This window comes from Methylobacterium sp. JK268 (assembly GCF_054052225.1).
The window spans coordinates 27,947-53,135 of sequence record NZ_JBSVZN010000031.1; the positions used below are offsets into that span (position 1 = coordinate 27,947).

Consider the following 25,189-nt stretch of genomic DNA (forward strand, 5'->3'; position numbering starts at 1 on the left):
GCGGCGCGGGAAAACCCCCATGCGCCACTCCCCCATCGCCATCCGCCTAGTAGTGCTCCTCGAAGCGCTTGGCGAGATCCTCGATGTTCTCCGGCGGCCAGCCGGGGACGTCCATGCCGAGGTGCAGGCCCATGGCGGCGAGCACCTCCTTGATCTCGTTGAGCGACTTGCGGCCGAAGTTCGGCGTGCGCAGCATCTCGGCTTCCGTCTTCTGGATCAGGTCGCCGATATAGACGATGTTGTCGTTCTTCAGGCAGTTCGCCGAACGGACCGACAGCTCGAGCTCGTCCACCTTCTTGAGCAGGGCCGGATTGAAGGGGAGCTGCGGCGCGAGCGGGGCGGCTTCCTCCTTCCGGGGCTCCTCGAAGTTCACGAAGATCTGGAGCTGGTCCTGGATGATGCGGGCCGCGTAGGCCAGGGCGTCCTCGGGCGAGACCGCGCCGTTGGTCTCGACCGTCATGGTCAGCTTGTCCTTGTCGAGATCCTGGCCCTCGCGGGTGTTCTCGATGCGGTAGGACACCTTGGTGACCGGCGAGAACAGCGCGTCGACCGGGATCAGGCCGATCGGCGCGTCCTCGGGACGGTTGCGCTCGGCCGCGACGTAGCCCTTGCCGGTGGCGACCGTGAACTCCATCCGGATCTCGGCGCCCTCGTCGAGCGTGCAGAGCACGAGGTCGGGGTTGAGGATCTGGATGTCGCCGATCGTCCCGATGTCGCCCGCCGTGACCAGGCCCGGGCCGGTCTTGCGGAGCGTCATGCGCTTGGGCGCGTCGCTGTTCGAGCGGATCGCGATGGTCTTGATGTTGAGGACGATGTCGGTGACGTCCTCGCGCACGCCCGGGATCGACGAGAACTCGTGCAGCACGCCGTCGATGTGCACCGAGGTCACCGCCGCGCCCTGGAGCGAGGACAGCAGCACGCGGCGCAGCGCGTTGCCGAGCGTCGTGCCGAAGCCGCGCTCCAGCGGCTCGGCGACCACGGTCGCGACGCGCTTCGGGTCGTGCCCGGGAACGACTTCGAGCTTGTTCGGCTTGATCAGCTCTTGCCAGTTCTTCTGAATCACCACGTTCACACCTCTCGTCGACCTGTCGGGCCAGAGCCCGCGCCCGGCCAGCCCGCGACTCGTCCTGAACACTGTCGATACGCCCGGGGGAGCGGAGCGGTCAGGACGCCGCTCGAACGCTCCCGGAAGCCCTCAACGGCGAAGCCCAGCGTCCTTCGCAGGACGCCGGGCACCCGTTCGCAGATCCCGACCGCCGCCCCCTCGGGCGCGCGAGCAGGAGAATCGCAATCAGACCCGGCGGCGCTTGCGCGGGCGGCAGCCGTTGTGCGGGATCGGCGTCACGTCGCGGATCGAGGTGACGGTGAAGCCCGCGGCCTGGAGCGCGCGCAGCGCCGATTCACGGCCCGAACCGGGGCCGGACACCTCGACCTCGAGGGTGCGCATGCCGTGCTCGGCGGCCTTGCGGCCGGCATCCTCGGCCGCGACCTGGGCGGCGTAGGGGGTCGACTTGCGCGAGCCCTTGAAGCCCATCGCGCCGGCCGACGACCACGAGATCGTGTTGCCCTGCGCGTCCGTGATGGTGATCATCGTGTTGTTGAACGACGCGTTCACGTGCGCGACGCCGGAGACGATATTCTTGCGTTCGCGACGGCGGACGCGGGTTGCTTCCTTGGCCATGTTCTCTTTCGATCCTTCAGGCGCGCCCGTCGTGCCAGGCGCTCGGGACGGGGCGGAGCGGGCGGCGTCTCAGGCGCCCCCGCGGGGTGCGGGAAGCGGGCCGGTGCCCCTCTTCCCGCGGCGAATCACTTCTTCTTGCCGGCGATCGGCTTCGCCTTGCCCTTGCGGGTGCGGGCGTTGGTGTGGGTGCGCTGGCCGCGGACCGGCAGGCCGCGGCGGTGCCGCAGGCCGCGGTAGCAGCCGAGATCCATCAGGCGCTTGATGTTCATCGCGACTTCGCGGCGCAGGTCGCCCTCGACGATGTAGTCGCGGTCGATGGCCTCGCGGATCTGCAGCACCTCGGCGTCGGTGAGCTGGTTCACGCGCCGCTCGGCCGGGATCCCGACCTTCTCGGTGATCTCCTCGGCCTTCTTGGGGCCGATGCCGTGGATGTACTGGAGCGCGATGACGACGCGCTTGTTGGTCGGGATGTTGACGCCTGCGATACGGGCCACGGGGTAGCTCTCCATTGCGTCCGGGGCATCAGCCCTCTCGGACGATCTCGTGTGATGATGCGCGCGTCCGGTGGAGCCCGGCCCCTGCGCGCCGTCCCGACGGCAAATCGGCCCGAGCGGCCTCCGAGGAGGCGCGCCGGGCCGTCCATGTCTGAACGAAGGAGGGTCGCCTAGCGCGGACGCACCGGCTTGTCAACCGGCATGTCCGCTTCTCCATCAGGCGGAGACCGGCTGGAGGCCGCGCAGGAGCCCGTCGAGCTCGCGGGTGACGTCCTCGATCGGCGCCATGCCGTCGATCGGCCGCAGCAGCCCCGTGCCCGCATAGTACTGCGACAGCGGCGCGGTCTGGGTCCGATAGGCGTCGAGCCGGGTCTTGAACACCTCCGGCGTGTCGTCCTTGCGGACCGCCTCGCCCCGGGCGAGGGTCTCGGCCGCCCGCTTCTCGATGCGCCCGACCAGGGCCGCCTCGTCGACCTTGAACTCGATCACGGCGTCGAGGGACAGGCCCTTGCCGGCGAGGAGCGCGTCGAGGGCCTTGGCCTGCGCCACCGTCCGCGGGAAGCCGTCGAGGATGAAGCCCCGGCGCGCGTCCGGCTCCTCGATGCGGTCGCCCACGATGCCGATCACCACCTCGTCCGGCACCAGCCCGCCGCTCTCCATGATGCTCTTCGCCTGGAGGCCCACCGGCGTCCCGGCCGCCACCGCGGCGCGCAGCATGTCGCCCGTCGACAGCTGGGGGATCCCGAACCGCTCGACGATCCGCGCCGACTGCGTGCCCTTCCCGGCGCCCGGCGGCCCGAGGAGAATGATCCGCATAACCTGTCTCTCCCATGCGCCCCGGGCTCGTTGGCCTCCGCCCGGGCACCGCTTGTTCTAGAACGCCGCGACGGTTGGCACCATCCGGGCGGCCCCTCCCCGCTCGGCGGCGAATCGGCGGCCCCGCGATGATGATCGGTGCGGCCGGAGAGGGAAACCCACCCGGCCCCCGACAAAGGACTAACGGCGGCGGGCGCCCCGCAGCTTCGCCTTCTTGACCAATCCCTCATACTGGTGAGCCAGCAGATGGCCGTGGACCTGCGCCACCGTATCCATCGTCACCGAGACGACGATCAACAGAGAGGTGCCGCCGAAGTAGAAGGGAAGCGACGCGTAGGAGACCAGGATCTCCGGGATCAGGCAGATCAACGTGAGGTAGATGGCGCCGATGACGGTGATGCGGCTCAACACCTTGTCGATGTATTCGGCGGTGCGCTCGCCGGGACGGATGCCGGGGATGAAGCCGCCATGCTTCTTGAGGTTGTCCGCCGTCTCCTGCGGGTTGAACACGACCGCGGTGTAGAAGAAGGCGAAGAACACGATCAGCGCGGCGTAGAGCACCATGTAGAGGGGCCGGCCGTGGCCCAGGTAGGTCGCCATGGTGGCGATGATGCCGGTGCCGCTCGGGTCGGTCTGGAAGCTCGCGGCGGTGGCGGGCAGCAGGAGCAGCGAGGAGGCGAAGATCGGCGGGATCACGCCGGGCGTGTTCAGCTTGAGCGGCATGAACGAGGTCTGGCCCTCGTACATGCGGTTGCCGACCTGGCGCTTGGGGTAGTTGATCAGGAGCCGGCGCTGCGCGCGCTCCATGAACACGATGAAGTAGACGACCGCGGCCGCCATCACGGCGACGCCGAGGATCACCGCGGTCGAGAGTGCGCCCTGGCGCCCGAGTTCCAGCGTGCCGGCGATGGCCGAGGGCAGGTGCGCGACGATGCCCGCGAAGATGATCAGCGAGGAGCCGTTGCCGATGCCCCGCGAGGTGATCTGCTCGCCGATCCACATCAGGAACAGGGTGCCGCCGGTCAGCGTGATCACCGTCGAGATGGCGAAGAACATCCCCGGATCCTGGACGATCCCGCCGGAGCTCTGCAGCCCGACCGCGATGCCCCAGGCCTGGAACACGGCCAGCACCACCGTCAGGTAGCGCGTGTACTGGTTGAGCACCTTGCGGCCCGACTCGCCCTCCTTCTTCAGCGCCTCCAGACTCGGCAGGACCGAGGTGAGGAGCTGGATGATGATGGAGGCCGAGATGTAGGGCATGATGTTGAGCGCGAAGATCGCCATGCGCTCGACCGCCCCGCCCGAGAACATGTTGAACAGGCCGAGCACGCCGCCCTGCGCGTTGGCGAAGCTGTGCCGCAGGGCCTCCGGGTCGATCCCTGGCAGCGGGATGTAGGTCCCGAGCCGGTAGACGATGAGGGCGCCCAGGGTGAACCAGATGCGCTTCTTGAGCTCGTCCGCCTTGGCGATGGCGCCGAAGTTCAGGTTGGCGGCGAGCTGCTCGGCTGCAGAGGCCATGTGGTGGTCCTTGGAGGGATCGGCGGCGACGAATCGCGCTCAGAAACAAGGACGGCGGCCTCGCGCTGCACGCACGGGCCGCCGCCGCTCTCGCTCGACTTAAGGTCTGCGTTAGGCCGACGCAACCGCGCCGTCGGTCGCGGCGAGCGACTGCGTGACGGTGCCGCCGGCCTTCTCGATGGCCGCGACCGCCGACTTCGACGCGCGAGCCACCTGGAAGGTCAGCGTCGCCGAGAGCTCGCCGACGCCCAGGATCTTCACGCCGTCGCGCACCCGCGACACCACGCCCGCCGCGACCAGCGCCTCGACGGTGACCGGGGCGCTCGGATCGAGCCGGCCGGCATCGACCGCCTGCTGGATGCGGCCGACATTGACCTCGTTGAGGTCGGTCGCCCCCGGGTTGTTGAAGCCGCGCTTCGGCAGGCGCCGATGCAGCGGCATCTGACCGCCCTCGAAGCCCTTGATGGCGACGCCGGTCCGGGCCTTCTGACCCTTCACGCCGCGCCCCGCGGTCTTGCCCTTGCCCGACCCGATGCCGCGTCCGACGCGCATCCGGTCCTTCGTCGCGCCCTCGTTGTCGCGAATTTCATTCAGCTTCATGACGCCCTCCTCACGCCGCGTCGTCGAGGACGCGCACGAGGTGATGCACCTTCGCGATCATGCCGCGCACGGACGGGTTGTCCGGGAGCTCGGCGATGCGGTGGAGCTTGTTCAGCTTGAGGCCGATCAGCGTCTGGCGCTGGGTGGCCTCGCGGCGGATCGGCGAGCCGATCTGCTGAACCCGCACGGTCTTCTCTGCCATGCCTGCCTCCTCACGCCGCATCGGCCGAATCGCCGCCGGACTCGGCGTCGCGACGGCGGGCCTGCAGCGCCGACACCTTCAGACCGCGGCGAGCGGCGACCGACCGCGGCGAGTCCTCGCGCTTGAGCGCGTCGAAGGTGGCGCGGATGAGATTGTACGGGTTCGACGAGCCGAGGGACTTCGCCACCACGTCCTGCATGCCCACCGACTCGAAGACGGCGCGCATCGGGCCGCCCGCGATGATGCCGGTCCCCTGGGGGGCGGCGCGCAGGATGACCTTGCCGGCGCCGTGACGGCCGGCGACGTCGTGGTGCAGGGTGCGGCCCTCGCGAAGGGCGACGCGGATCAGGCCGCGCTTGGCCGCCTCGGTGGCCTTGCGGATCGCCTCCGGCACCTCGCGGGCCTTGCCGTGGCCGAAGCCGACGCGACCCTTCTGGTCGCCCACGACGACGAGCGCCGCGAAGCCGAAGCGACGGCCGCCCTTCACCACCTTGGCGACGCGGTTGATGTGGACGAGCTTGTCCACGAACTCGCTGTCGCGCTCCTCGCGGTCGTCGCGGCGACGACCCTCACGTTCACGTGCCATCAGATCACTTCCGGTTCACTGGCGCGGGCGGCGGTCCCGCTCGCATGATTGTTGGTTCCGCCGAGGTGCGGGGCACGGATCCGTGCCCCGCCCGGATCAGAAGTCCAGGCCGCCCTCGCGGGCCGCGTCGGCCAGCGCCTTGACGCGGCCGTGGTAGAGGTAGCCCGAGCGGTCGAAGATCACCTTGGTGACCCCGGCCGCCTTGGCGCGCTCCGCCACGAGCTTGCCGACCTCGACGGCGGCCGCCTTGTCGGCGCCGGTCTTGAGGCGGGCGCGCAGGTCCTTCTCCAGGGTCGACGCCGCGGCGAGCGTGCGCCCGCTCGCGTCGTCGATGACCTGGACATAGATCTGCTTCGAGGAGCGGAAGACCGAGAGGCGCGGACGGCCATTCGCCGCCGCGCGGATCGCCCGGCGGACGCGCGCGCGGCGCCGGTCGAGCAGGTCGATTTTGCGAGACATCGTCGGCCGCCCTTACTTCTTCTTGCCTTCCTTGCGGAAGATGAATTCGCCCGCGTACTTCACGCCCTTGCCCTTGTAGGGCTCGGGACCGCGATATTCGCGGATCTCCGCGGCGATCTGGCCGACGCGCTGCTTGTCGATGCCGGCCACGATGATCTCGACCGGACGCGGGGTCGTGATCGTGATCCCGGCCGGGATCTCGTACTCGATGTCGTGGCTGTAGCCGAGCGACAGCTTGAGCACCTTGCCGGCGACCGCGGCGCGGTAACCGACGCCGTTGATCTCCAGCTTCTTCTCGAAGCCCTTCGTCACCCCCTCGATGAGGTTGGCGACCTGGGCCCGCGAGAGGCCCCACATCGCGCGGGCCTCCTTGGTCTGGCTGCGGGGCTGGACCGAGATCTGGCCGTCGGCCTGGCTGACCTCGACCTGATCGGGCACGCGGAAGGACAGTTCGCCCTTCGAGCCCTTGATCTTCACGTTCTGGCCGTCGACGGTGGCGGTGACGCCGGCCGGCACGGCCACGGGCTTCTTGCCTACGCGGGACATGTTCGTCTCTCCTGGTCGGGCGTCCGCAGGTCAGAAGACCTTGCAGAGCACCTCGCCGCCGACGTTGCGCTCGCGCGCCTCGTGGTCGGCCATGACGCCCATCGGAGTGGACACGATGGTGATGCCCAGGCCGTCGGCGACGCGCGGCAGGGTATCGACCGACGAATAGACCCGGCGGCCGGGCTTCGAGACGCGCTCGATCGAGCGGATCACGGGCTGGCCGTCATGGTACTTGAGCTCGATCGCGAACTCGGTGCGACCGTTGCCGTAATCGGTGGTCGCGTAGTCGCGGATGTAGCCCTCGGACTTCAGCACGTCGAGGACGCGGGCGCGGAGCTTGGAGCCCGGCGTCTGCACCACGTTGCGGCGGCGCTGCTGACCGTTGCGGATGCGGGTGAGCATATCGCCCACGGGATCGGTGATCATCGGTTGCGCCCTCCCCTCACCAGCTGGACTTCACGAGGCCCGGGATCATCCCGCGCGAGCCGAGGTCGCGCAGCGCGACACGCGAGATGCCGAGCTTGCGGTAATAGGCCCGGGGACGACCGGTCATCGCGCAGCGATTGCGGATGCGGGTGGGGTTCGCGTTGCGGGGCAGTTCCGCCAGCTTGAGGCGCGCCTCGAAGCGGTCCTCCATCGGCAGCGACTCGTCGTTCGCCGTCGACAGCAACTCCTCGCGCTTGGCCGCGAAGCGCTTCACCAGCGCCACGCGCTGCTTGTTCTTCTCGATCTTGCTCTTCTTCGCCATCTCAATGTCTCTCCGGTTGCCGCGTCTGAGGGGCTCAGCGCCCGCTCACTGCCGGAACGGGAAGTTGAAGTGCTTGAGCAGGGCGCGGGCCTCGGCATCGGTCTTCGCCGTCGTGGTGACGACGACGTCCATGCCCCAGGCATTCTGCGCCTTGTCGTAGTTGATCTCCGGGAACACGAGGTGCTCGCGGAGGCCGAGCGCGTAGTTGCCGCGCCCGTCGAACGACTTCGGGTTCAGGCCGCGGAAATCGCGCACGCGCGGCAGCGCGATGGTGATCAGCCGGTCCATGAACTCGTACATGCGCTGGCGGCGCAGGGTGACCTTGCAGCCGATCGGCATGTTCTCGCGGACCTTGAAGGTCGCGATCGCCTTGCGGGCCCGGGTGATGACCGGCTTCTGGCCGGCGATCAGGCCGAGATCCTCGGCGGCCACGGTCGCCTTCTTGGAGTCCTGCGTCGACTCGCCGACGCCCATGTTGATCGTGATCTTCTCGATCGTGGGCACCTGCATGGGGTTCGTGTAACCGAACTCCTCGATCATCTTCGCACGCACGACCTCGTCGTAGTGCTTCTTGAGCCGCGGCGTGTAGCCGTCCTTGCGCGCCTCAGCCATCGATCAGATCTCCCGAGCGCTTCGCGAAGCGCACCTTGCGTCCGTCCTCCAGGATGCGGAACCCGACCCGCGTCGGCTGCCCGTCCTTGGGATCGGCGACCGCGAGGTTCGACAGGTCGATCGACGCCTCCTTCGAGACGATGCCGGCCTCCTGCGTCTGGGTCTGGCGCTGGTGACGCTTGACGAGGTTGATCCCGCGGACGAGGGCGCGGCCCTCCTTCGGCATCACCTGGATCACTTCGCCGGAGCGGCCCTTGTCGCGCCCGGTCAGGACGACGACCTTGTCGCCCTTCTTCACCTTGGCGGCCATTACAGCACCTCCGGGGCCAGCGAGATGATCTTCATGTGGTTGCGCGCGCGCAGCTCGCGCGGCACCGGTCCGAAGATGCGGGTCCCGATCGGCTCCTTCTGGTTGTTGATCAGCACCGCCGCGTTGCGGTCGAAGCGGATCACCGACCCGTCGGGACGGCGCACGTCCTTGGCCGTGCGAACGACGACCGCCTTCATGACGTCGCCCTTCTTCACGCGGCCGCGCGGAATCGCCTCCTTCACCGACACCACGATGATGTCGCCGACACCGGCGTACTTGCGCTTGGATCCGCCGAGCACCTTGATGCACATCACGCGACGCGCACCGGAATTGTCGGCGACGTCCAGATTCGTTTGCATCTGGATCACGGCCCAACACCCTTTCCTTGTTTCAGGCAGGTCTCCGCGCCGCGGGCTTGCGGCACGGACGGCAGCCTGATGGGGATCTGACGTCCCCAGCATTGAAACGACCGCGCTGCGGCGGTGAGGCCGGCGCGGTCAACGATCGCGACGATGGGCGCGAGCACCCGTCTGCTGTCGTGGAGGCCGGTCGGTTACACCGGTTCGGCCTCGAACACAAGCGGTTTTCCCGCCATCATGGCTTTTGAAAGAGGCGCGCGATGCCCTCTCCCCGTTTGGGAGAGGGCATCGCGCCTCATCCTCGACGATCCGGCCCGAGGCTCACGCCTCGGCGGTCGCCGCCACCTCGGCCCCGCCCTCGACCAGGCGCCAGGTCTTGAGCTTGGAGAACGGCCGCGACTCCTCGATGAACACCGTCTGGCCGACCTTGGCCGCGTTGTTCTCGTCGTGGGCGTGGTAGTTCTTCGACCGGCGAACGGTCTTCTTCATGACCGGGTGGGTGAAGCGGCGCTCCACCTTGACCACGATCGTCTTGTCCTGCTTGTCGCTGACCACGACGCCCTGCAGCACGCGCTTCGGCATGGGTCTCTCTCCTTAGCCTTGCGCCGCCTGCAGCGTCTTGCGACGCTGCAGCGTGCGGACACGGGCGATGTCGCGACGCACCTCGCGGATGCGCGCAACGTTCTCGAGCTGCCCCGTCGCCCGCTGGAAGCGCAGGTTGAACTGCTCCTTCTTCAGGTTGACGAGTTCCTCGCCGAGCTGATCGGGCGACATCGCGCTCAGATCAGACACTCGCTGACTCGACTTCATGATGCCTTCTCCCTCAATCCGCGATGCGCTGGATGAAGCGCGTGCGGACCGGCAGCTTGGCGGCCCCGAGGCGCAGCGCCTCGCGGGCGATGTCCTCGGCGACGCCGTCGATCTCGAACATGACCCGGCCGGGATGGACGCGGGCCGCCCAGTACTCGGGCGAGCCTTTTCCTGAGCCCATCCGGACCTCGGTCGGCTTCTGGGTCACGGGGACGTCCGGGAAAATCCGGATCCACACGCGGCCCTGACGCTTCATCTCGCGGGTGATCGCGCGGCGGGCCGCCTCGATCTGGCGCGCCGTGACGCGCTCGGGCTCCAGGGCCTTGAGGCCGTAGGACCCGAAGTTCAGGTCGGTTCCGCCCTTCGCGAAGCCGTGGATGCGGCCCTTGAACTGCTTGCGGAACTTCGTCTTCTTGGGTTGCAGCATGGCTGTCTCTCAGTCTCTCCGGGCGCTCGCGTCAGGCCGCGTCGCGCCCGCCGCGATCGCCGCGGTCGCCCCGCTCGCGATCCCGGTCGCCACGCTCACCGCGCTCACGGTCGCGACGCCCGCCGGAACGGCCGCCCTCTTCCAGAGCCCGCTTGTCCTGCGCCATCGGGTCGTGCTCGAGGATCTCGCCCTTGAACACCCAGACCTTGATCCCGCAGGTGCCGTAGGTGGTGAAGGCCGTCGCCGTGCCGTAATCGACGTCGGCGCGCAGGGTGTGCAGCGGCACCCGGCCCTCGCGGTACCATTCCAGGCGCGCGATCTCGGCCCCGCCGAGGCGGCCCGAGCAGTTGATACGGATGCCCTCGGCGCCGAGACGCATCGCCGACTGCACGGCGCGCTTCATGGCGCGCCGGAAGGCGACGCGGCGCTCGAGCTGCTGGGCGATCGAGTCGGCGACCAGCGTCGCGTCGATCTCGGGCTTGCGCACCTCGACGATGTTGATCGTCACGTCGGCCTTGGTCATCGTGCCGACGAGCTTGCGCAGCTTCTCGATGTCCGCGCCCTTCTTGCCGATCACCACGCCCGGACGACCCGAGTGGATGGTGACGCGGCACTTCCGGTGCGGGCGCTCGATGACGATCTTCGAGACCGCCGCCTGCTTCAGCTGCTTCATCAGCGCCTGGCGGATGGCGACGTCCTCGTGCATGAGGCGGGCGTACTCGCCCTTGTTCGCGTACCAGCGCGAGTCCCAGGTCCGGTTGATGCCGAGCCGGAGACCGATCGGATTGACTTTCTGTCCCATCGTTTCCTCCTCAGGCGGCCTCGACCCGGACCTCACGCACCACGATGGTGAGGTTCGAGAACGGCTTCAGGATGCGGGCGCCACGGCCGCGGGCGCGGGCGTGGAAGCGCTTCAGGACCAGCGCCTTGCCGACGTAGGCCTCCTTGACGACGAGATCGTCGACGTCGAGGTCGTGATTGTTCTCCGCGTTCGCGATCGCGCTCTCAAGGCACTTCTTGACCTCGACCGCGATGCGCTTGCGCGAGAACTGCAGGTCGGCGAGCGCGGTCGCGACCTTCTTGCCCCGGATCAGCTGCGCCACGAGGTTGAGCTTCTGCGGGCTGACGCGCAGCATGCGCGCGACGGCCTTCGCCTCGTTCTCCGGGAGCGCGCGGGGTGCTGCTGCCTTGCCCATCTTAGCGCCTCTTCGCCTTCTTGTCGGCCGCGTGACCGTGGAAGGTCCGGGTCGGCGAGAACTCGCCGAACTTGTGCCCGACCATCTCCTCGGAGACGTAGACCGGAATGTGCTTCTGCCCGTTGTAGACCCCGAAGGTCAGGCCAACGAACTGCGGGAGGATCGTGGAGCGGCGGCTCCAGATCTTGATGACCTCGGCGCGGGTCGAACCGCGGGCGGTCTCCGCCTTCTTGAGGAGGTAGCCGTCGATGAACGGCCCCTTCCAGATTGAACGTGCCATGGCGCGAAGCCCTTACTTCTTGCGGTTGTGGCGGCTCGACACGATGAACGTGTCGGTGCGCTTGTTCGAGCGGGTCTTCTTGCCCTTGGTCGGGAAGCCCCAGGGGGTGACCGGGTGACGGCCGCCCGAGGTGCGGCCCTCGCCGCCGCCGTGCGGGTGATCGATCGGGTTCATCGCGACGCCGCGGTTGTGCGGGCGCCGGCCGAGCCAGCGCTTGCGCCCCGCCTTGCCGAGCGAGATGTTCATGTGGTCGGGGTTCGAGACCGCGCCCACCGTCGCGTAGCACTGGCCGTGCACGAGGCGCTGCTCGCCCGAGTTCAGGCGCAGCGTCACGTAGCCCTGGTCGCGGCCGACGATCTGGGCGTAGTTGCCCGCCGAGCGCGCGATCGCCCCGCCCTTGCCGATCTTCAGCTCGACATTGTGGACGATCGTGCCCACCGGCATGTTGCCGATCGGCATGGCGTTGCCCGGCTTGATGTCGACGGACGCGCCCGACACCACCTTGTCGCCGGCCTTCACCCGCTGCGGCGCCAGGATGTAGCTCTGCGCACCGCCCTCGTAGGTCACGAGCGCGATGAAGGCGGTGCGGTTGGGATCGTACTCGATCCGCTCCACGGTCCCGACCTTGCCGGCGTGCTCGCGCCGCTTGAAGTCGACGTTGCGCAAAGTGCGCTTGTGGCCGCCGCCGCGGAACCGCACGGTCACGCGGCCGAGGTTGTTGCGCCCGCCCGAGGAGCTCTTGCCCTCGGTCAGCGCCTTCACCGGCTTGCCCTTGTAGAGCTCGGACCGGTCCACGATCACGAGCTGGCGAAGGCTCGGCGTGACCGGCTTGAATGTCTTCAAAGCCATCGTCGTGTTCCCTTAACGCCGTTCCGTCACAGCCCGGTCGTGACGTCGATCGTCTGGCCCTCTTCGAGGGTCACGATCGCCTTCTTCACGTCCGAACGCTGGCCGCGCTGACCGCGGAACATCTTCGTCTTGCCCTTGGTGACGAGCGTGTTGACGCTCTTCACCTTGACCTCGAACAGCTTCTCGACCGCTTCCTTGATCTGCGGCTTGGTGGCCTTCGGGGCGACCCGGAAGACGACCTTGTTCAGCTCCGAGAGGTTGGTGGCCTTCTCGGTGATCACCGGAGAAACGATCACGTCGTAGTGGCGCGGATCCGCACTCATTTGAAACGCGCCTCCAGCGCATCGACCGCCGCGCGCGTCAGGACGAGCTTGTCGCGCCGCAGGATGTCGTAGACGTTGATGCCCTGCACCGGCAGGACGTCGATGGACGGCAGGTTGCGCGCCGCCCGGCCGAAGTTCTCGTCCACCTCGGCGCCGCCGATGATGAGGGCGTTCGACCAGCCGAGCTTGCCGAAGCGCTCCTTGAGGGCCTTCGTCTTGCCGTCCTCGAGCCGCACGTCGTCGACGATCACCAGCGACGCATCACGCACCTTGGCCGAGAGCGCGTGCCGGAGCGCCAGAGCGCGCACCTTCTTGGGCAGGTCGTGGGCGTGGGAGCGCACCACAGGCCCGAAGGCCCGGGCGCCGCCGCGGAACTGCGGGGCCGAGGCCGCGCCGTGACGGGCGTTGCCGGTGCCCTTCTGCTTGTACATCTTCTTGGTGGTCCGGCTGATCTCGGACCGGGTCTTGACCTTGTGGGTGCCGGCCTGGCGCTTGGCCAGCTGCCAGCGCACGCAGCGCTGCAGCAGATCGGCGCGGGGCTCGAGCCCGAAGATGGCCTCGTTGACCTCGACCGAGCCGGCCTCGGCGCCGTCGAGCGTCGTGATCTCGAACTTCATCACGCGTTCTCCTCAGCAGCCGGAGCCTCCGGGGCGGGGGCGTCGGGGGCCGCGGCGGGAGCCGAGCCGTTGGCCTGCTCGCGGAACTTGCCCGGGATCGGCGCCTCGGCCGGCAGCTTGCGCTTCACCGCGTCGCGGATCTGGATCCAGCCGCCGGCGACGCCGGGGACCGCACCCTCGACCAGGATCAGGCCGCGCTCCGGATCCGTGCGCACGACGCGCAGGTTCTGGGTCGTGACCCGCTCGACGCCGAGATGGCCCGGCATCTTCTTGTTCTTGAAGGTCTTGCCCGGGTCCTGACGGCCGCCGGTCGAACCGATCGAGCGGTGCGAGATCGACACGCCGTGCGTGGCGCGCAGACCGCCGAAGTTCCAGCGCTTCATGCCGCCCGCGAAGCCCTTACCCGTGGTGGTGCCCGTCACGTCGACGAACTGCCCCGGGATGAAGTGGTCCGCGGTGATCTCGGCGCCGACCGGGATCATCGCATCCTCGGTGACGCGGAACTCGGCGAGCTTGCGCTTCGGCTCGACCTTGGCGATCGCGAAGCGGCCGCGCTCGGCCTTGGACACGTTCTTGACCTTGGCCTTGCCGACGCCGACCTGCAGCGCGACGTAGCCGTTCTTCTCGATCGTGCGGTGGGCCACCACCTGGCACTGATCGACCTTGAGCACCGTGACCGGAACATGCTCGCCGGCGTCCGTGAAGACGCGGGTCATGCCGACCTTCTGTGCAATGACTCCTGAGCGCATGGTTCTCCCCCGCGCGGTTCTGCCCGAAGCTCCAGCGATCCCGAGGGACCGACTAGAGCTTGATCTCCACGTCCACGCCCGCGGCGAGGTCGAGCTTCATCAGCGCGTCCACGGTCTGCGGAGTGGGATCGACGATGTCGAGGACGCGCTTGTGGGTGCGCATCTCGAACTGCTCGCGCGACTTCTTGTCGATGTGGGGCGAGCGGTTGACGGTGTAGCGCTCGATCCGGGTCGGCAGCGGGATGGGCCCGCGGACCTGGGCACCGGTCCGCTTCGCCGTCGAGACGATCTCGCGGGTCGACGAGTCCAGGATGCGATGATCGAACGCCTTCAGGCGAATGCGGATGTTCTGGCCGTTCATGATTGTTCTTCGTCCTCGCGACGGGGAAGGGGCGGGCTCGAGGGCCCGCCCCCTCACCTGTCCCGCGTTGGCTCTGGAAGCGGCGAACCGATCACTCGGAGATGGAGGCGACGACGCCGGCGCCGACGGTGCGGCCGCCCTCGCGGATGGCGAAGCGCAGCTTCTCCTCCATCGCCACAGGCACGATCAGCGTCACGTCCATCGTCACGTTGTCGCCCGGCATCACCATCTCGGTGCCCTCGGGAAGCTGGCACACCCCCGTCACGTCCGTCGTCCGGAAGTAGAACTGCGGGCGGTAGTTCGTGAAGAACGGCGTGTGACGCCCGCCCTCCTCCTTCGTCAGGATGTACGCCTCCGCCTTGAACTTCGTGTGCGGCTTCACCGATCCCGGCTTGCACACAACCTGCCCACGCTCAACGTCCTCGCGCTTGGTGCCGCGCAGCAGGACGCCCACGTTGTCCCCCGCCTGGCCCTGGTCCAGAAGCTTGCGGAACATCTCGACGCCCGTCACCGTCGTCTTCGTGGTCGGCCGGATCCCGACGATCTCGACCTCCTCGCCCACCTTGATGATCCCGCGCTCCACGCGCCCCGTCACCACCGTCCCGCGGCCCGAGATCGAGAACACGTCCTCGATCGGCATCAGGAACGGCATGTCGATCGGACGCTCCGGCTGCGGGATGTAGGCGTCCACCGTCTTCATCAGCTCCAGGATCGCGTCGTGACCGATCTTCGGCTCACGGTTCTCCAGAGCGCACAACGCCGAGCCCTTGGTGATCGGGATGTCGTCCCCGGGGAAGTCGTACTTCGACAGAAGCTCGCGAACCTCAAGCTCGACCAGGTCCAGCAGCTCAGGGTCGTCGACCATGTCGACCTTGTTCATGAACACAACCAGCGCCGGAACGCCGACCTGCCGCGCCAGCAGGATGTGCTCGCGCGTCTGCGGCATCGGGCCGTCCGCCGCCGACACCACCAGGATCGCGCCGTCCATCTGCGCCGCGCCCGTGATCATGTTCTTCACGTAGTCCGCGTGGCCGGGGCAGTCCACGTGCGCGTAGTGACGGTTCGGCGTCTCGTACTCCACGTGCGCCGTCGAGATCGTGATCCCCCGCGCCTTCTCCTCCGGCGCCTTGTCGATCTGGTCGTAGGCCGTGAACGTCGCCCCGCCCGCCTCCGCCAGAACCTTCGTGATCGCCGCCGTCAGCGACGTCTTGCCGTGGTCGACGTGACCGATCGTCCCGATGTTGCAGTGCGGCTTCGTCCGCGAAAACTTTTCCTTGGCCATGGCCAGTCTCCGTAACGGTCAGTTGTTGAAATCGGGCCGCGCGGATCTCGCGGTCTGGCCCGGGAAAGTCGGGGCGCCCGGCGGGGCGCCCCAGGATCTCATCAGGCGTACTTCGCCACCACCTTCTCGGCCTCGCCGCGCGGGACCTCCTCGTAGTGGTCGAACTGCATCGTGAAGTTCGCGCGCCCCTGGGTGAAGGAGCGGAGCTGGTTCACGTAGCCGAACATGTTCGCCAGCGGCACCATCGCGTTGATGACGTTGGCGTTGCCGCGCATGTCCTGGCCCTGGATCTGGCCGCGCCGGGAGTTCAGGTCGCCGATGACCGAGCCGGTGTAGTCCTCCGGGGTCACCACCTCGACCTTCATCACCGGCTCGAGCAGGACCGAGCCGCCCTTCTGCAGAGCCTCGCGGAGCGCCGCCCGCGAGGCGATCTCGAAGGCCAGCGCCGAGGAATCGACCTCGTGGTAGGCGCCGTCGATCAGCTCCACCTTGATGTCGACCACCGGGAAGCCCGCCAGGATGCCCGCGGTGAGCACGCTGTTGAGGCCCTTCTCGACGCCCGGGATGTACTCCTTGGGCACCGCGCCGCCGACGATCTTCGACTCGAACGCGTAGCCCGCGCCCGGCTCGTTCGGCTCGACGACCAGCTTCACCCGCGCGAACTGACCGGTGCCGCCGGTCTGCTTCTTGTGGGTGTAGTCGATCTCGGTCCGGCGGGTCAGCTTCTCCCGGTACGCCACCTGCGGCTGGCCGATATTGGCCTCGACCTTGTAGGTGCGCTTCAGGATGTCGACCTTGATGTCCAGGTGGAGCTCACCCATCCCCTTGAGGATGGTCTGGCCCGATTCCTGGTCGGTCGAGACCCGGAAGGACGGGTCCTCGGCGGCGAGCTTCGAGAGCGCGATGCCGAGCTTCTCCTGGTCCGCCTTGGACTTCGGCTCGACGGCGATCTCGATGACCGGCTCGGGGAACTCCATCTTCTCCAGGATCACGGCCTTGACCGGGTCGGAGAGGGTGTCGCCCGTGCGGGTGTCCTTGAGGCCGGCCAGGGCCACGATGTCACCCGCATAGGCCTCCTTGATGTCCTCGCGGTTGTTGGCGTGCATCAGCAGCATGCGGCCGACGCGCTCGCGCTTGTCGCGGGTCGAGTTCAGGAGGTTGGCGCCGGACTCCACCTTGCCCGAGTACACGCGGCAGAAGGTGATCGTGCCGACATGCGGGTCGTCCATGATCTTGAAGGCGAGCATGGAGAAGGGATCGGTGTCGGTCGGCCGCCGGACCACCTCTTCCTCGGTCTTGTAGTCGATGCCCTTGATCTCGCCGCGGTCGGCGGGAGACGGCAGGTAGTCGACGACGGCGTCGAGCAGGGGCTGCACGCCCTTGTTCTTGAAGGCCGAACCGCACAGGACCGGGTGGAAGGCACGCCGCTGCACCGCGGTGCGCACGAGGCGGCGCATCGTGTCCTGGTCCGGCTCGGTGCCGTCGAGGTAGGCGGCCATCGCGTCGTCGTCCATCTCGACGCAGGCCTCGACGAGCTTGGTGCGGTACTCCGCCGCCTGCTCGGCGAGATCGGCCGGGATCTCCTCCTCGGAGAAGTTGGCGCCGAGCGCCTCACCCGACCACACGATCGCCTTCATCTTGATGAGGTCGATCACGCCGCGGAAGTTGCTCTCCGAGCCGATCGGCAGCTGCAGGCAGACCGGCTTGCCGGCCACGCGGTCGATGATGTCGGCGACGCACTTGAAGAAGTCGGCGCCGATCTTGTCCATCTTGTTGACGAAGACGACGCGCGGCACGTCGTACTTGTCGGCCTGGCGCCACACGGTCTCGGTCTGGGGCTCGACGCCCTGGTTGCCGTCGAGCACGCAGACGGCGCCGTCGAGCACGCGCAGCGAGCGCTCGACCTCGATGGTGAAGTCGACGTGGCCGGGGGTGTCGATGATGTTCAGGCGCTTGTCGCGCCAGAAGCAGGTCGTCGCGGCCGACGTGATCGTGATGCCACGCTCCTGCTCCTGCTCCATCCAGTCCATCGTGGCGGCGCCCTCATGGACCTCGCCAATCTTATGGGACTTGCCGGTGTAGTAGAGGATCCGCTCGGTCGTCGTGGTCTTGCCGGCATCGATGTGGGCCATGATGCCGAAGTTGCGGTAGTCCTCGATCGCGTGCGTGCGGGGCATCGGGGGGCTCCTGAAAGCGGGACGGCCGCTGGGTTACCAGCGGTAGTGCGAGAAGGCGCGGTTGGCCTCGGCCATCCGGTGGGTGTCTTCCCGCTTCTTGACGGCGGCGCCGCGGTTGTTGGCGGCGTCGAGGAGTTCGGCCGAGAGACGCTCGACCATGGTGCGGTCGTTGCGCGAGCGCGCCGCCTGGATCAGCCAGCGGATGGCGAGCGCCTGGCGCCGCTCGAGACGGACCTCGACCGGCACCTGGTAGGTGGCGCCGCCGACGCGCCGCGAGCGCACCTCGATGGCCGGGGCGACGTTGTCGAGGGCGGCCCGGAACACCTCGATCGGGTTCGCGCGGGCGCGGCTCTCGATGATGTCGAACGCGCCGTAGACGATGCTCTCGGCGACCGACTTCTTGCCCTCGTACATCACCGAGTTCATGAACTTGGTGAGCACCACGTCCCCGTACTTCGGATCCGGGATGATCTCACGCTTCTCGGCAGAATGGCGGCGGGACATCGCGCGCTTCCTTCACTGTGTCGAAATACGATCTGGTACGCCCCGCGCAGGCCACCTTGAGCGGTGAGGCCGGCGGCATCCTTGCGGGGCTGGCGATAGAACGCGTGGTGGGTACGCTTACTTCGGCCGCTTGGCGCCGTACTTGGACCGGCGCTGCTTGCGGTTCTTGACGCCCTGGGTGTCGAGCACGCCGCGCAGGATGTGGTAGCGCACGCCCGGCAGATCCTTCACGCGGCCGCCGCGGATCATGACGACCGAGTGCTCCTGGAGGTTGTGACCCTCGCCCGGAATGTAGCCGATCACCTCGAAGCCGTTGGTGAGCCGGACCTTGGCCACCTTCCGGAGCGCCGAGTTCGGCTTCTTCGGGGTGGTGGTGTAGACGCGGGTGCAGACGCCACGCTTCTGCGGGCAGGCATCCAGGGCCGGCACCTTGTTGCGGCTCTTCTGGATCTTCCGCGGATTGGCGATCAGCTGGTTGATCGTCGGCATGCCATTCCTCTCGCAACGCATCGCCGCCGGGGCGACCGTCAAATTCATCTCGTCCGGGCGGACCGGCGCTGAGGTCAGCGCAACGCAAATCGCGCCCCAGGCTGAAAACCAGCCTTTGGCGCGCCATGCGAGCAGAGGACCACCGGGGACGAGCCCTGCGGTCATGCCGGTCTGACACGTGTCAGTCGGTTTGAAGTTCGGTCGCGTTTAGGCGGCGTGGATCGAGGCTCGGAAGGCACGTCGATCAGCTGCCGCCTACGGCCAGCCGTTCAGTGGGGGGCTTCCTAGTCCCTGGGTCCGACGGTGTCAAGCGTTAAACAGTCGCGAAAGGGGGCGGTGCGCCCCTCCCCTACGCGATCGGGACGCCGATCGGGTCGGGACCGAAGCGGTTCGGCCCCGGATCGCCACGGCGGATATAGATCGCGGTCAGGAGCCAGAGATAGCATCCGACGGTGACGAGGCCGAGGATCACGGTGCCGGTCCCGGAGGAGTCGATGGTCGCCTCGATGATCGCCGTGACGACGGCGGCGGCGAGCGGGAGGGGCGGCACGAAACTCCACCACCCCGACCGCCCGACGTCGTGGCAGCGCTTGCAGGACAGGGCGATGCTCGACCAGAACGTGGCGAGGCCGATGATCTGGCCGACGACCGGAACCCAGCCGAGCAGCAGTGACGCAACGAACGTCACCAAGACGCCATAGAGCCAGTATTGGCGACGCGACACTCGCCCGGTAGGGTTGAAGTAGAAGCTCAGCCAGCCGCGACTCACCGCGGGATCGACCACGGTCGGCGCCGCCACGATGTAGATGCCGGCCGCATTGCCACCTGCGATTTCAAAATCGACCTCCTGCCCGGGACGAGGGAGCCCGTTCCGGGTGTCGGAGCCGGCGAAGCGGTAGCGCTGACCGTCGTCGCCAGCGATCAAGCCTGCCTCCGACACGCTCGCGGACGCGAGAACCCTTCCCCTCATGGCTGCCCCTGCCCGCTTTTCCGGATTCCCTGGCGTCGACGCGCCGGCGATCCTCGGAGACGAGGCGGCTCGCCGTCAACGGCGACGCTTGCCGGGCGCAATGGCGAAGCAGCGGGGTGCCGCTCGAGGATACGAAGCGTCGCTCCGCCCGGAGCGAGTCACCTTTCCGCGAGGATCTTCTCGCGGGCGGCGGAGGCGAGGAACGCGGATCGCGTCACCCCGCGAGACGCCGCCGCCTCGTCGATCTCGGCCAGGAGGTCGGCATCGAGGGACAGATTGGCCCGGACCGGCCGACCCGATTCGAGGAGCAGCGGGACAGCCACCGCGATGGAACCGGCGGCGAGCTCAGCAGCGACCTCCGGGTCTGCCCGCAACGCTTCCGGCGATCGCGGCACGGGACGGGCGAGTCCGGCAGCACTCCGATCGCGCATCCATTCGCGAAGGGCATCGCCTGCGAGTCGAAGGGTCTCGTCGACGGTTGCGGCCATGGCGGTACAACCCGGGCAATCAGGGAACGCGGCGCCGTAGGCGCCCGCCTCGCCGTCGACCAACGCAATGTAGCGGGGCGTCGTCACCTCCTCAGATCCAGCCTGCGGCCTTGGCGATGTTGCGGGCGACCCCCGGCGACAACTGCGGGTGACGCGGAACCATGATCTTCACGCCCGGACGGTTGGGGTGTCCGAACTTCGCATGCTTCGTACCGCCTTCATCCAGCCAGCCTTCGGCGAGGAGACGGTCTACGACCGATCGACGACTCGTCTCGACCTTGGGCATGGCATCCGGCTTGTGCGCAAATTTATGCGCAAAGGACCTTACCTGCAAGACTGAGTCTCAGGAGCGGGCGGGATGCAGGCGGGGGCTCGAGACGATAAGAAAGGGCCGGCGCCGCCCCTCGGCGACGCCGGCCCTCAATGGTGCCGTCGGAAGCGCCCCTCGCCTACTCGGCGGCAGGGAGTTCCTGCAGGGCCGCGCCGCTCTCGGCGGTCTTCTGGGCCATGATCAGCGCGTCGCGGCGGCGCGCGATCGACTTGATGTCGGCGATCATCGCGCCCGTGCCCGCCGGGATCAGCGACCCGACGATCACGTTCTCCTTCAGGCCCTCGAGGGTGTCGACCTTGCCGTTGACCGCCGCCTCGGTGAGGACGCGGGTGGTCTCCTGGAACGACGCCGCCGAGATGAACGAGCGGGTCTGCAGCGAGGCCTTGGTGATGCCGAGCAGGACGGGGACGCCCTGCACCGGCTTCTTGCCCTCCGCGAGCAGCTGCTCGTTGATGTCCGCCAGCTCCGTCCGGTCGATCTGGTCGCCCGTCAGGATCTCCGAATCGCCGCTGTCGGTGATCTCCACCTTCTGCAGCATCTGCCGGACGATCACCTCGATGTGCTTGTCGTTGATCGACACGCCCTGCAGCCGGTAGACCTCCTGGATCTCGTTGACGAGGTAGGCGGCGAGCTCCTCCACGCCCTTGATCGCCAGGATGTCGTGCGGCGCCGGGTTGCCGTCGACGATGAAGTCGCCGACCTCGACCACGTCCCCGTCCTGCAAGTGGATGTGCTTGCCCTTCGGGATCAGGTACTCGACCGGCTCCGACCCGTCATGCGGGGTGAGCGACAGGCGGCGCTTGTTCTTGTAGTCGCGGCCGAACGCGATGGTGCCCGACTTCTCGGCGATGATCGCCGCGTCCTTCGGGCGCCGCGCCTCGAACAGCTCCGCCACCCGCGGCAGACCGCCGGTGATGTCGCGGGTCTTGGCGCTCTCGGTCGAGACGCGGGCCAGGATGTCGCCGGCCTTCACCCGCGCTCCCGGATCCACGCCGATGATCGCGTCCACGGGCAGCAGGGCACGGGCGTCGGAGCCGCGGGGCAGCTTCTGCACCTTGCCGTTCTGGTCGTGGATCGCGAGCGCCGGACGCAGGTCCGCCGTGCGCGACGAGCCCCGCCAGTCGATGACGACGCGCTTGGCGATGCCGGTCGACTCGTCGGTGGTCTCGGTGATCGACTGGCCGTCGATCAGGTCCTCGTAGGCGACGATGCCGTCCACCTCGGTCAGGATCGGCCTCGTGTAGGGATCCCACTCGGCGATGCGCTGGCCGCGCTTGATCGCGTCGCCCTCGTCGACCCGGACGCGGGCGCCGTACTGCAGGCGGTGGACCGCCCGCTCGGTGCCGTCCGGCCCGACGATCACCACGGCCACGTTGCGGCCGATGGCGACGAGGTCGCCGTCCGAGTTCCGCGCGAGGCCGCGGTTGCGGATCCGCACCGTGCCCTCGAAGCTCGACTCGATGAAGGACGAATCCGCGATCTGGGCCGCGCCGCCGATGTGGAAGGTCCGCATCGTGAGCTGCGTGCCCGGCTCGCCGATCGACTGCGCCGCGATGACGCCGACCGCCTCGCCCTGGTTGACGGGCGTGCCGCGGGCGAGGTCGCGCCCGTAGCAGGTGGCGCAGACGCCGTTCTTCGTGGCGCAGACCAGCACCGAGCGGATCTTCACCTCCTGGATGCCCGCCTTGTTGATGGCGTCCAGGTGGCGCTCCTCGATCATCTGGCCCTTGGCGACGATGATCGAGCCGTCCTGCGCGACCAGATCCTCCGCCGTGGCGCGGCCGAGGATGCGGGTCGCGAGCGTCGCCACGACCTGGCCGGCGTCGATGATCGCCCGCATGCGGATGCCGGAATCGGTGCCGCAATCCACCTCGCGGATCACCGCGTCCTGCGCCACGTCGACGAGGCGGCGGGTCAGGTAGCCCGAATTCGCGGTCTTCAGGGCGGTGTCGGCGAGGCCCTTGCGGGCGCCGTGCGTCGAGTTGAAGTACTCGAGCACGTCCAGGCCTTCCTTGAAGTTCGAGATGATCGGGCTCTCGATGATCTCGCCCGACGGCTTCGCCATCAGGCCGCGCATCGCCGCAAGCTGCTTCATCTGGGCCGGCGAGCCGCGCGCGCCGGAGTGGCTCATCATGTAGATCGAGTTGACCTGCTTGTCGGCGCCCTTCTCGTCCTTCTGCACCGAGGAGATGCGGTTCATCATCTCGGCGGCGAGGCGGTCCGAGCACTTCGCCCAGGCGTCCACGACCTTGTTGTACTTCTCACCCTGGGTGATCAGGCCGTCCTGGTACTGCTGCTCGTAATCCTTCACGAGCGCGCGGGTCTCGTCGACGATCGACCACTTGTTCTCGGGCACCACCATGTCGTCCTTGCCGAACGAGATGCCGGCCCGGAAGGCGTGGCTGAAGCCGAGACCCATGATGCGGTCGCAGAAGATCACCGACTCCTTCTGACCGCAATGGCGGTAGACGGTGTCGATCATCGCCGAGATCTCCTTCTTGGTCATCAGCTTGTTGACGACGTCGAAGGGAACCTTGCGGTGCTTGGGCAGCACGCTGGACAGGATCACCCGGCCCGGCGTGGTGTCGTAGGTGCGCGTCAGCGGCTCGCCGTCCGGGCCGATGCCCGTCCAGCGCCACTTGATCTTCGAGTGCAGCGTCACCGCCCGCGAGGCCAGGGCGTGCTCCAGCTCGCCGACATTGCCGTAGACGCCCTGCATCGGGTTCTGCGGGTTGTTCGGCTTGTACTCGCCCGGCGCGCCGTCGGCGACGATCGACAGGTAGTAGAGCCCGAGCACGATGTCCTGCGAGGGCACGATGATCGGCGCGCCGTTCGCCGGGTGCAGGATGTTGTTCGTCGACATCATCAGCACGCGCGCTTCCAGCTGCGCTTCCAGCGACAGCGGGACGTGCACGGCCATCTGGTCGCCGTCGAAGTCGGCGTTGAACGCGGCGCAGACCAGCGGGTGCAGCTGGATCGCCTTGCCCTCGATCAGCTTGGGCTCGAAGGCCTGGATGCCGAGGCGGTGGAGCGTCGGCGCGCGGTTCAGCATCACCGGGTGCTCGCGGATCACCTCGTCGAGGATGTCCCAGACCTCCGGCTTCTCCTTCTCGACGAGCTTCTTGGCCTGCTTCACGGTGGCCGAGAAGCCCTTGGCGTCGAGGCGCGCGTAGATGAAGGGCTTGAACAGTTCGAGCGCCATCTTCTTGGGCAGCCCGCACTGGTGCAGCTTCAGCTCCGGGCCGACCACGATGACCGAGCGGCCCGAGTAGTCGACGCGCTTGCCGAGCAGGTTCTGGCGGAACCGGCCCTGCTTGCCCTTCAGCATGTCGGCGAGCGACTTCAGCGGGCGCTTGTTGGCGCCCGTGATGACGCGGCCGCGGCGGCCGTTGTCGAACAGCGCGTCGACCGCCTCCTGCAGCATCCGCTTCTCGTTGCGGATGATGATGTCGGGCGCGCGCAGCTCGATCAGCCGCTTCAGGCGGTTGTTGCGGTTGATGACGCGCCGGTAGAGGTCGTTGAGGTCCGACGTCGCGAAGCGGCCGCCGTCCAGGGGCACCAGCGGGCGCAGGTCCGGCGGGATCACCGGCACGACCGTCAGGATCATCCATTCCGGCTTGTTGCCCGAGAGCTGGAACGCCTCGATGATCTTGAGGCGCTTGAGCAGCTTCTTGGGCTTCAGGTCGGAGGTGGTGGTGGCGATCTCCTGGCGCAGGTCGGCCGCGATCTTGTCCAGGTTGAGATCCTGGAGGATGCGCCGGATGGCCTCGGCGCCGATCATCGCGGTGAACGAATCCTCGCCGTACTCCTCCTGCGCGCGCAGGTACTCCTCCTCCGAGAGGAGCTGACGCTCCTTCAGGGGGGTGAGGCCCGGCTCGATGACGACGTAGGACTCGAAGTAGAGGATGCGCTCCAGGTCCTTGAGCGCCATGTCGAGCAGGAGGCCGATGCGGCTCGGCAGCGACTTCAGGAACCAGATGTGCGCGACGGGCGCCGCGAGCTCGATATGGCCCATGCGGTCGCGCCGCACGCGCGCGAGAGTGACCTCGACGCCGCACTTCTCGCAGATGACGCCCTTGTACTTCATGCGCTTGTACTTACCGCACAAGCACTCATAATCCTTGATCGGCCCGAAGATCCGCGCGCAGAACAGACCGTCCCGCTCCGGCTTGAACGTCCGGTAGTTGATCGTCTCGGGCTTCTTGATCTCACCGTAGGACCACGACAGGATCTTCTCAGGCGACGAGATCGAGATCTTGATCTGGTCGAAGCTCTGAGGTTGAGCCTGCTGGTTGAAAAGATTCATGACCTCTTGGTTCATGATCGTCTCCTTGAAGCCGACGGGCCGCCCCGAGGGGCCGGTGGGGCGGGCGTCGCGCTTGAAATCCGCGTGTCGTCGGAGCGC

Annotated in this window: 34 protein-coding genes; all 34 read right to left on the minus strand. The window is 67.9% G+C overall.

Translation table 11 applies throughout. From position 1 onward, the window contains the following. Nucleotides 1–46: 46 nt before the first annotated feature. The 34 genes from ACW9J6_RS26515 to rpoC all read right to left on the minus strand — a co-directional run bounded on the left by ACW9J6_RS26515 (nucleotide 47) and on the right by rpoC (nucleotide 25,105). Nucleotides 47–1,066: a DNA-directed RNA polymerase subunit alpha gene (locus tag ACW9J6_RS26515; RefSeq protein ID WP_457119346.1), complete on the minus strand. Its 1,020-nt coding sequence runs from the start codon at nucleotides 1,064–1,066 to the stop codon at nucleotides 47–49. A gap of 225 nt (nucleotides 1,067–1,291) precedes the next feature. Beyond that, nucleotides 1,292–1,681 (minus strand): 30S ribosomal protein S11, encoded by a 390-nt coding sequence (gene rpsK / locus ACW9J6_RS26520; RefSeq protein ID WP_015928609.1) that lies wholly within the window; start codon nucleotides 1,679–1,681, stop codon nucleotides 1,292–1,294. A gap of 125 nt (nucleotides 1,682–1,806) precedes the next feature. Next, the gene (rpsM, locus tag ACW9J6_RS26525; RefSeq protein ID WP_457119347.1) at nucleotides 1,807–2,175 is read right to left on the minus strand and encodes a 30S ribosomal protein S13; all 369 of its coding nucleotides are present in this window, start codon (nucleotides 2,173–2,175) and stop codon (nucleotides 1,807–1,809) included. Nucleotides 2,176–2,391: 216 nt separating this feature from the next. Further along, nucleotides 2,392–2,991, minus strand: a complete 600-nt coding sequence (locus tag ACW9J6_RS26530; RefSeq protein ID WP_457119348.1) for an adenylate kinase — start codon at nucleotides 2,989–2,991, stop codon at nucleotides 2,392–2,394. 180 nt (nucleotides 2,992–3,171) lie between these two features. Beyond that, on the minus strand, nucleotides 3,172–4,509 hold the full coding sequence (gene secY, locus ACW9J6_RS26535; protein WP_457119349.1) for a preprotein translocase subunit SecY: 1,338 nt from the start codon (nucleotides 4,507–4,509) through the stop codon (nucleotides 3,172–3,174). Between the two features lie 111 nt (nucleotides 4,510–4,620). Then, nucleotides 4,621–5,109 (minus strand): 50S ribosomal protein L15, encoded by a 489-nt coding sequence (gene rplO, locus ACW9J6_RS26540; protein ID WP_457119350.1) that lies wholly within the window; start codon nucleotides 5,107–5,109, stop codon nucleotides 4,621–4,623. Nucleotides 5,110–5,119: 10 nt separating this feature from the next. Next, nucleotides 5,120–5,311, minus strand: a complete 192-nt coding sequence (gene rpmD, locus ACW9J6_RS26545; protein ID WP_457119351.1) for a 50S ribosomal protein L30 — start codon at nucleotides 5,309–5,311, stop codon at nucleotides 5,120–5,122. 10 nt (nucleotides 5,312–5,321) lie between these two features. Beyond that, nucleotides 5,322–5,897 carry a 30S ribosomal protein S5 gene (rpsE, locus tag ACW9J6_RS26550; protein WP_457119352.1) on the minus strand — a complete coding sequence of 192 codons (576 nt, stop codon included), beginning with the start codon at nucleotides 5,895–5,897 and terminating at the stop codon, nucleotides 5,322–5,324. A 96-nt stretch (nucleotides 5,898–5,993) separates the two neighbouring features. After that, nucleotides 5,994–6,356, minus strand: a complete 363-nt coding sequence (gene rplR / locus ACW9J6_RS26555; protein WP_457119353.1) for a 50S ribosomal protein L18 — start codon at nucleotides 6,354–6,356, stop codon at nucleotides 5,994–5,996. A gap of 12 nt (nucleotides 6,357–6,368) precedes the next feature. Further along, nucleotides 6,369–6,902: a 50S ribosomal protein L6 gene (gene rplF / locus ACW9J6_RS26560; protein WP_457119354.1), complete on the minus strand. Its 534-nt coding sequence runs from the start codon at nucleotides 6,900–6,902 to the stop codon at nucleotides 6,369–6,371. 30 nt (nucleotides 6,903–6,932) lie between these two features. Continuing rightward, complete coding sequence (rpsH, locus tag ACW9J6_RS26565) at nucleotides 6,933–7,328, minus strand: 30S ribosomal protein S8 (protein WP_457119355.1); 396 nt, start codon at nucleotides 7,326–7,328, stop codon at nucleotides 6,933–6,935. Between the two features lie 16 nt (nucleotides 7,329–7,344). Then, the gene (rpsN, locus tag ACW9J6_RS26570) at nucleotides 7,345–7,650 is read right to left on the minus strand and encodes a 30S ribosomal protein S14 (protein ID WP_457119356.1); all 306 of its coding nucleotides are present in this window, start codon (nucleotides 7,648–7,650) and stop codon (nucleotides 7,345–7,347) included. Nucleotides 7,651–7,695: 45 nt separating this feature from the next. Continuing rightward, nucleotides 7,696–8,262: a 50S ribosomal protein L5 gene (rplE, locus tag ACW9J6_RS26575; protein WP_457119357.1), complete on the minus strand. Its 567-nt coding sequence runs from the start codon at nucleotides 8,260–8,262 to the stop codon at nucleotides 7,696–7,698. Beyond that, on the minus strand, nucleotides 8,255–8,572 hold the full coding sequence (gene rplX, locus ACW9J6_RS26580; RefSeq protein ID WP_457119358.1) for a 50S ribosomal protein L24: 318 nt from the start codon (nucleotides 8,570–8,572) through the stop codon (nucleotides 8,255–8,257). The genes rplE and rplX overlap by 8 nt, the downstream gene beginning before the upstream one ends. Beyond that, nucleotides 8,572–8,940 carry a 50S ribosomal protein L14 gene (rplN, locus tag ACW9J6_RS26585; protein WP_012330332.1) on the minus strand — a complete coding sequence of 123 codons (369 nt, stop codon included), beginning with the start codon at nucleotides 8,938–8,940 and terminating at the stop codon, nucleotides 8,572–8,574. The genes rplX and rplN overlap by 1 nt, the downstream gene beginning before the upstream one ends. A gap of 312 nt (nucleotides 8,941–9,252) precedes the next feature. Continuing rightward, complete coding sequence (rpsQ, locus tag ACW9J6_RS26590) at nucleotides 9,253–9,513, minus strand: 30S ribosomal protein S17 (protein WP_457119359.1); 261 nt, start codon at nucleotides 9,511–9,513, stop codon at nucleotides 9,253–9,255. 12 nt (nucleotides 9,514–9,525) lie between these two features. Then, nucleotides 9,526–9,741, minus strand: coding sequence for a 50S ribosomal protein L29 (gene rpmC, locus ACW9J6_RS26595; RefSeq protein WP_457119360.1), 216 nt, complete (start codon nucleotides 9,739–9,741; stop codon nucleotides 9,526–9,528). A gap of 13 nt (nucleotides 9,742–9,754) precedes the next feature. Then, nucleotides 9,755–10,168, minus strand: coding sequence for a 50S ribosomal protein L16 (gene rplP, locus ACW9J6_RS26600; RefSeq protein WP_457119361.1), 414 nt, complete (start codon nucleotides 10,166–10,168; stop codon nucleotides 9,755–9,757). Nucleotides 10,169–10,199: 31 nt separating this feature from the next. Next, complete coding sequence (gene rpsC, locus ACW9J6_RS26605) at nucleotides 10,200–10,970, minus strand: 30S ribosomal protein S3 (RefSeq protein WP_457119362.1); 771 nt, start codon at nucleotides 10,968–10,970, stop codon at nucleotides 10,200–10,202. Nucleotides 10,971–10,980: 10 nt separating this feature from the next. Next, nucleotides 10,981–11,364, minus strand: coding sequence for a 50S ribosomal protein L22 (rplV, locus tag ACW9J6_RS26610; RefSeq protein ID WP_457119363.1), 384 nt, complete (start codon nucleotides 11,362–11,364; stop codon nucleotides 10,981–10,983). 1 nt (nucleotide 11,365) lies between these two features. Beyond that, complete coding sequence (gene rpsS / locus ACW9J6_RS26615) at nucleotides 11,366–11,644, minus strand: 30S ribosomal protein S19 (RefSeq protein WP_457119364.1); 279 nt, start codon at nucleotides 11,642–11,644, stop codon at nucleotides 11,366–11,368. Nucleotides 11,645–11,656: 12 nt separating this feature from the next. Beyond that, nucleotides 11,657–12,493 (minus strand): 50S ribosomal protein L2, encoded by an 837-nt coding sequence (rplB, locus tag ACW9J6_RS26620; RefSeq protein ID WP_457119365.1) that lies wholly within the window; start codon nucleotides 12,491–12,493, stop codon nucleotides 11,657–11,659. Nucleotides 12,494–12,519: 26 nt separating this feature from the next. Next, the gene (locus ACW9J6_RS26625; protein WP_099905692.1) at nucleotides 12,520–12,816 is read right to left on the minus strand and encodes a 50S ribosomal protein L23; all 297 of its coding nucleotides are present in this window, start codon (nucleotides 12,814–12,816) and stop codon (nucleotides 12,520–12,522) included. Further along, the gene (gene rplD / locus ACW9J6_RS26630; RefSeq protein WP_457119366.1) at nucleotides 12,813–13,433 is read right to left on the minus strand and encodes a 50S ribosomal protein L4; all 621 of its coding nucleotides are present in this window, start codon (nucleotides 13,431–13,433) and stop codon (nucleotides 12,813–12,815) included. The genes ACW9J6_RS26625 and rplD overlap by 4 nt, the downstream gene beginning before the upstream one ends. After that, nucleotides 13,433–14,182: a 50S ribosomal protein L3 gene (gene rplC / locus ACW9J6_RS26635; protein WP_457119367.1), complete on the minus strand. Its 750-nt coding sequence runs from the start codon at nucleotides 14,180–14,182 to the stop codon at nucleotides 13,433–13,435. Before rplC ends, rplD begins: the two co-directional genes overlap by 1 nt. Before the next feature lie 52 nt (nucleotides 14,183–14,234). Further along, nucleotides 14,235–14,543 (minus strand): 30S ribosomal protein S10, encoded by a 309-nt coding sequence (gene rpsJ / locus ACW9J6_RS26640; protein WP_128564557.1) that lies wholly within the window; start codon nucleotides 14,541–14,543, stop codon nucleotides 14,235–14,237. Between the two features lie 91 nt (nucleotides 14,544–14,634). Next, complete coding sequence (gene tuf, locus ACW9J6_RS26645; protein ID WP_457119368.1) at nucleotides 14,635–15,825, minus strand: elongation factor Tu; 1,191 nt, start codon at nucleotides 15,823–15,825, stop codon at nucleotides 14,635–14,637. 101 nt (nucleotides 15,826–15,926) lie between these two features. Further along, entirely contained in the window at nucleotides 15,927–18,002 is a 2,076-nt protein-coding gene (gene fusA / locus ACW9J6_RS26650) for an elongation factor G (protein ID WP_457119369.1), read from the minus strand. A 33-nt stretch (nucleotides 18,003–18,035) separates the two neighbouring features. Further along, nucleotides 18,036–18,506, minus strand: a complete 471-nt coding sequence (rpsG, locus tag ACW9J6_RS26655; protein ID WP_457119370.1) for a 30S ribosomal protein S7 — start codon at nucleotides 18,504–18,506, stop codon at nucleotides 18,036–18,038. Nucleotides 18,507–18,623: 117 nt separating this feature from the next. Further along, complete coding sequence (rpsL, locus tag ACW9J6_RS26660) at nucleotides 18,624–18,995, minus strand: 30S ribosomal protein S12 (RefSeq protein ID WP_012330347.1); 372 nt, start codon at nucleotides 18,993–18,995, stop codon at nucleotides 18,624–18,626. A 349-nt stretch (nucleotides 18,996–19,344) separates the two neighbouring features. After that, nucleotides 19,345–19,920: a DUF805 domain-containing protein gene (locus ACW9J6_RS26665; RefSeq protein ID WP_457119371.1), complete on the minus strand. Its 576-nt coding sequence runs from the start codon at nucleotides 19,918–19,920 to the stop codon at nucleotides 19,345–19,347. A 203-nt stretch (nucleotides 19,921–20,123) separates the two neighbouring features. Further along, a complete protein-coding gene (locus ACW9J6_RS26670; protein ID WP_457119372.1) occupies nucleotides 20,124–20,540 on the minus strand; it encodes a type II toxin-antitoxin system HicB family antitoxin in 417 nt (138 codons plus the stop codon). 4 nt (nucleotides 20,541–20,544) lie between these two features. Next, entirely contained in the window at nucleotides 20,545–20,739 is a 195-nt protein-coding gene (locus ACW9J6_RS26675) for a type II toxin-antitoxin system HicA family toxin (RefSeq protein ID WP_457119373.1), read from the minus strand. 163 nt (nucleotides 20,740–20,902) lie between these two features. Beyond that, the gene (gene rpoC, locus ACW9J6_RS26680) at nucleotides 20,903–25,105 is read right to left on the minus strand and encodes a DNA-directed RNA polymerase subunit beta' (RefSeq protein ID WP_457119374.1); all 4,203 of its coding nucleotides are present in this window, start codon (nucleotides 25,103–25,105) and stop codon (nucleotides 20,903–20,905) included. Nucleotides 25,106–25,189 lie beyond the last annotated feature (84 nt).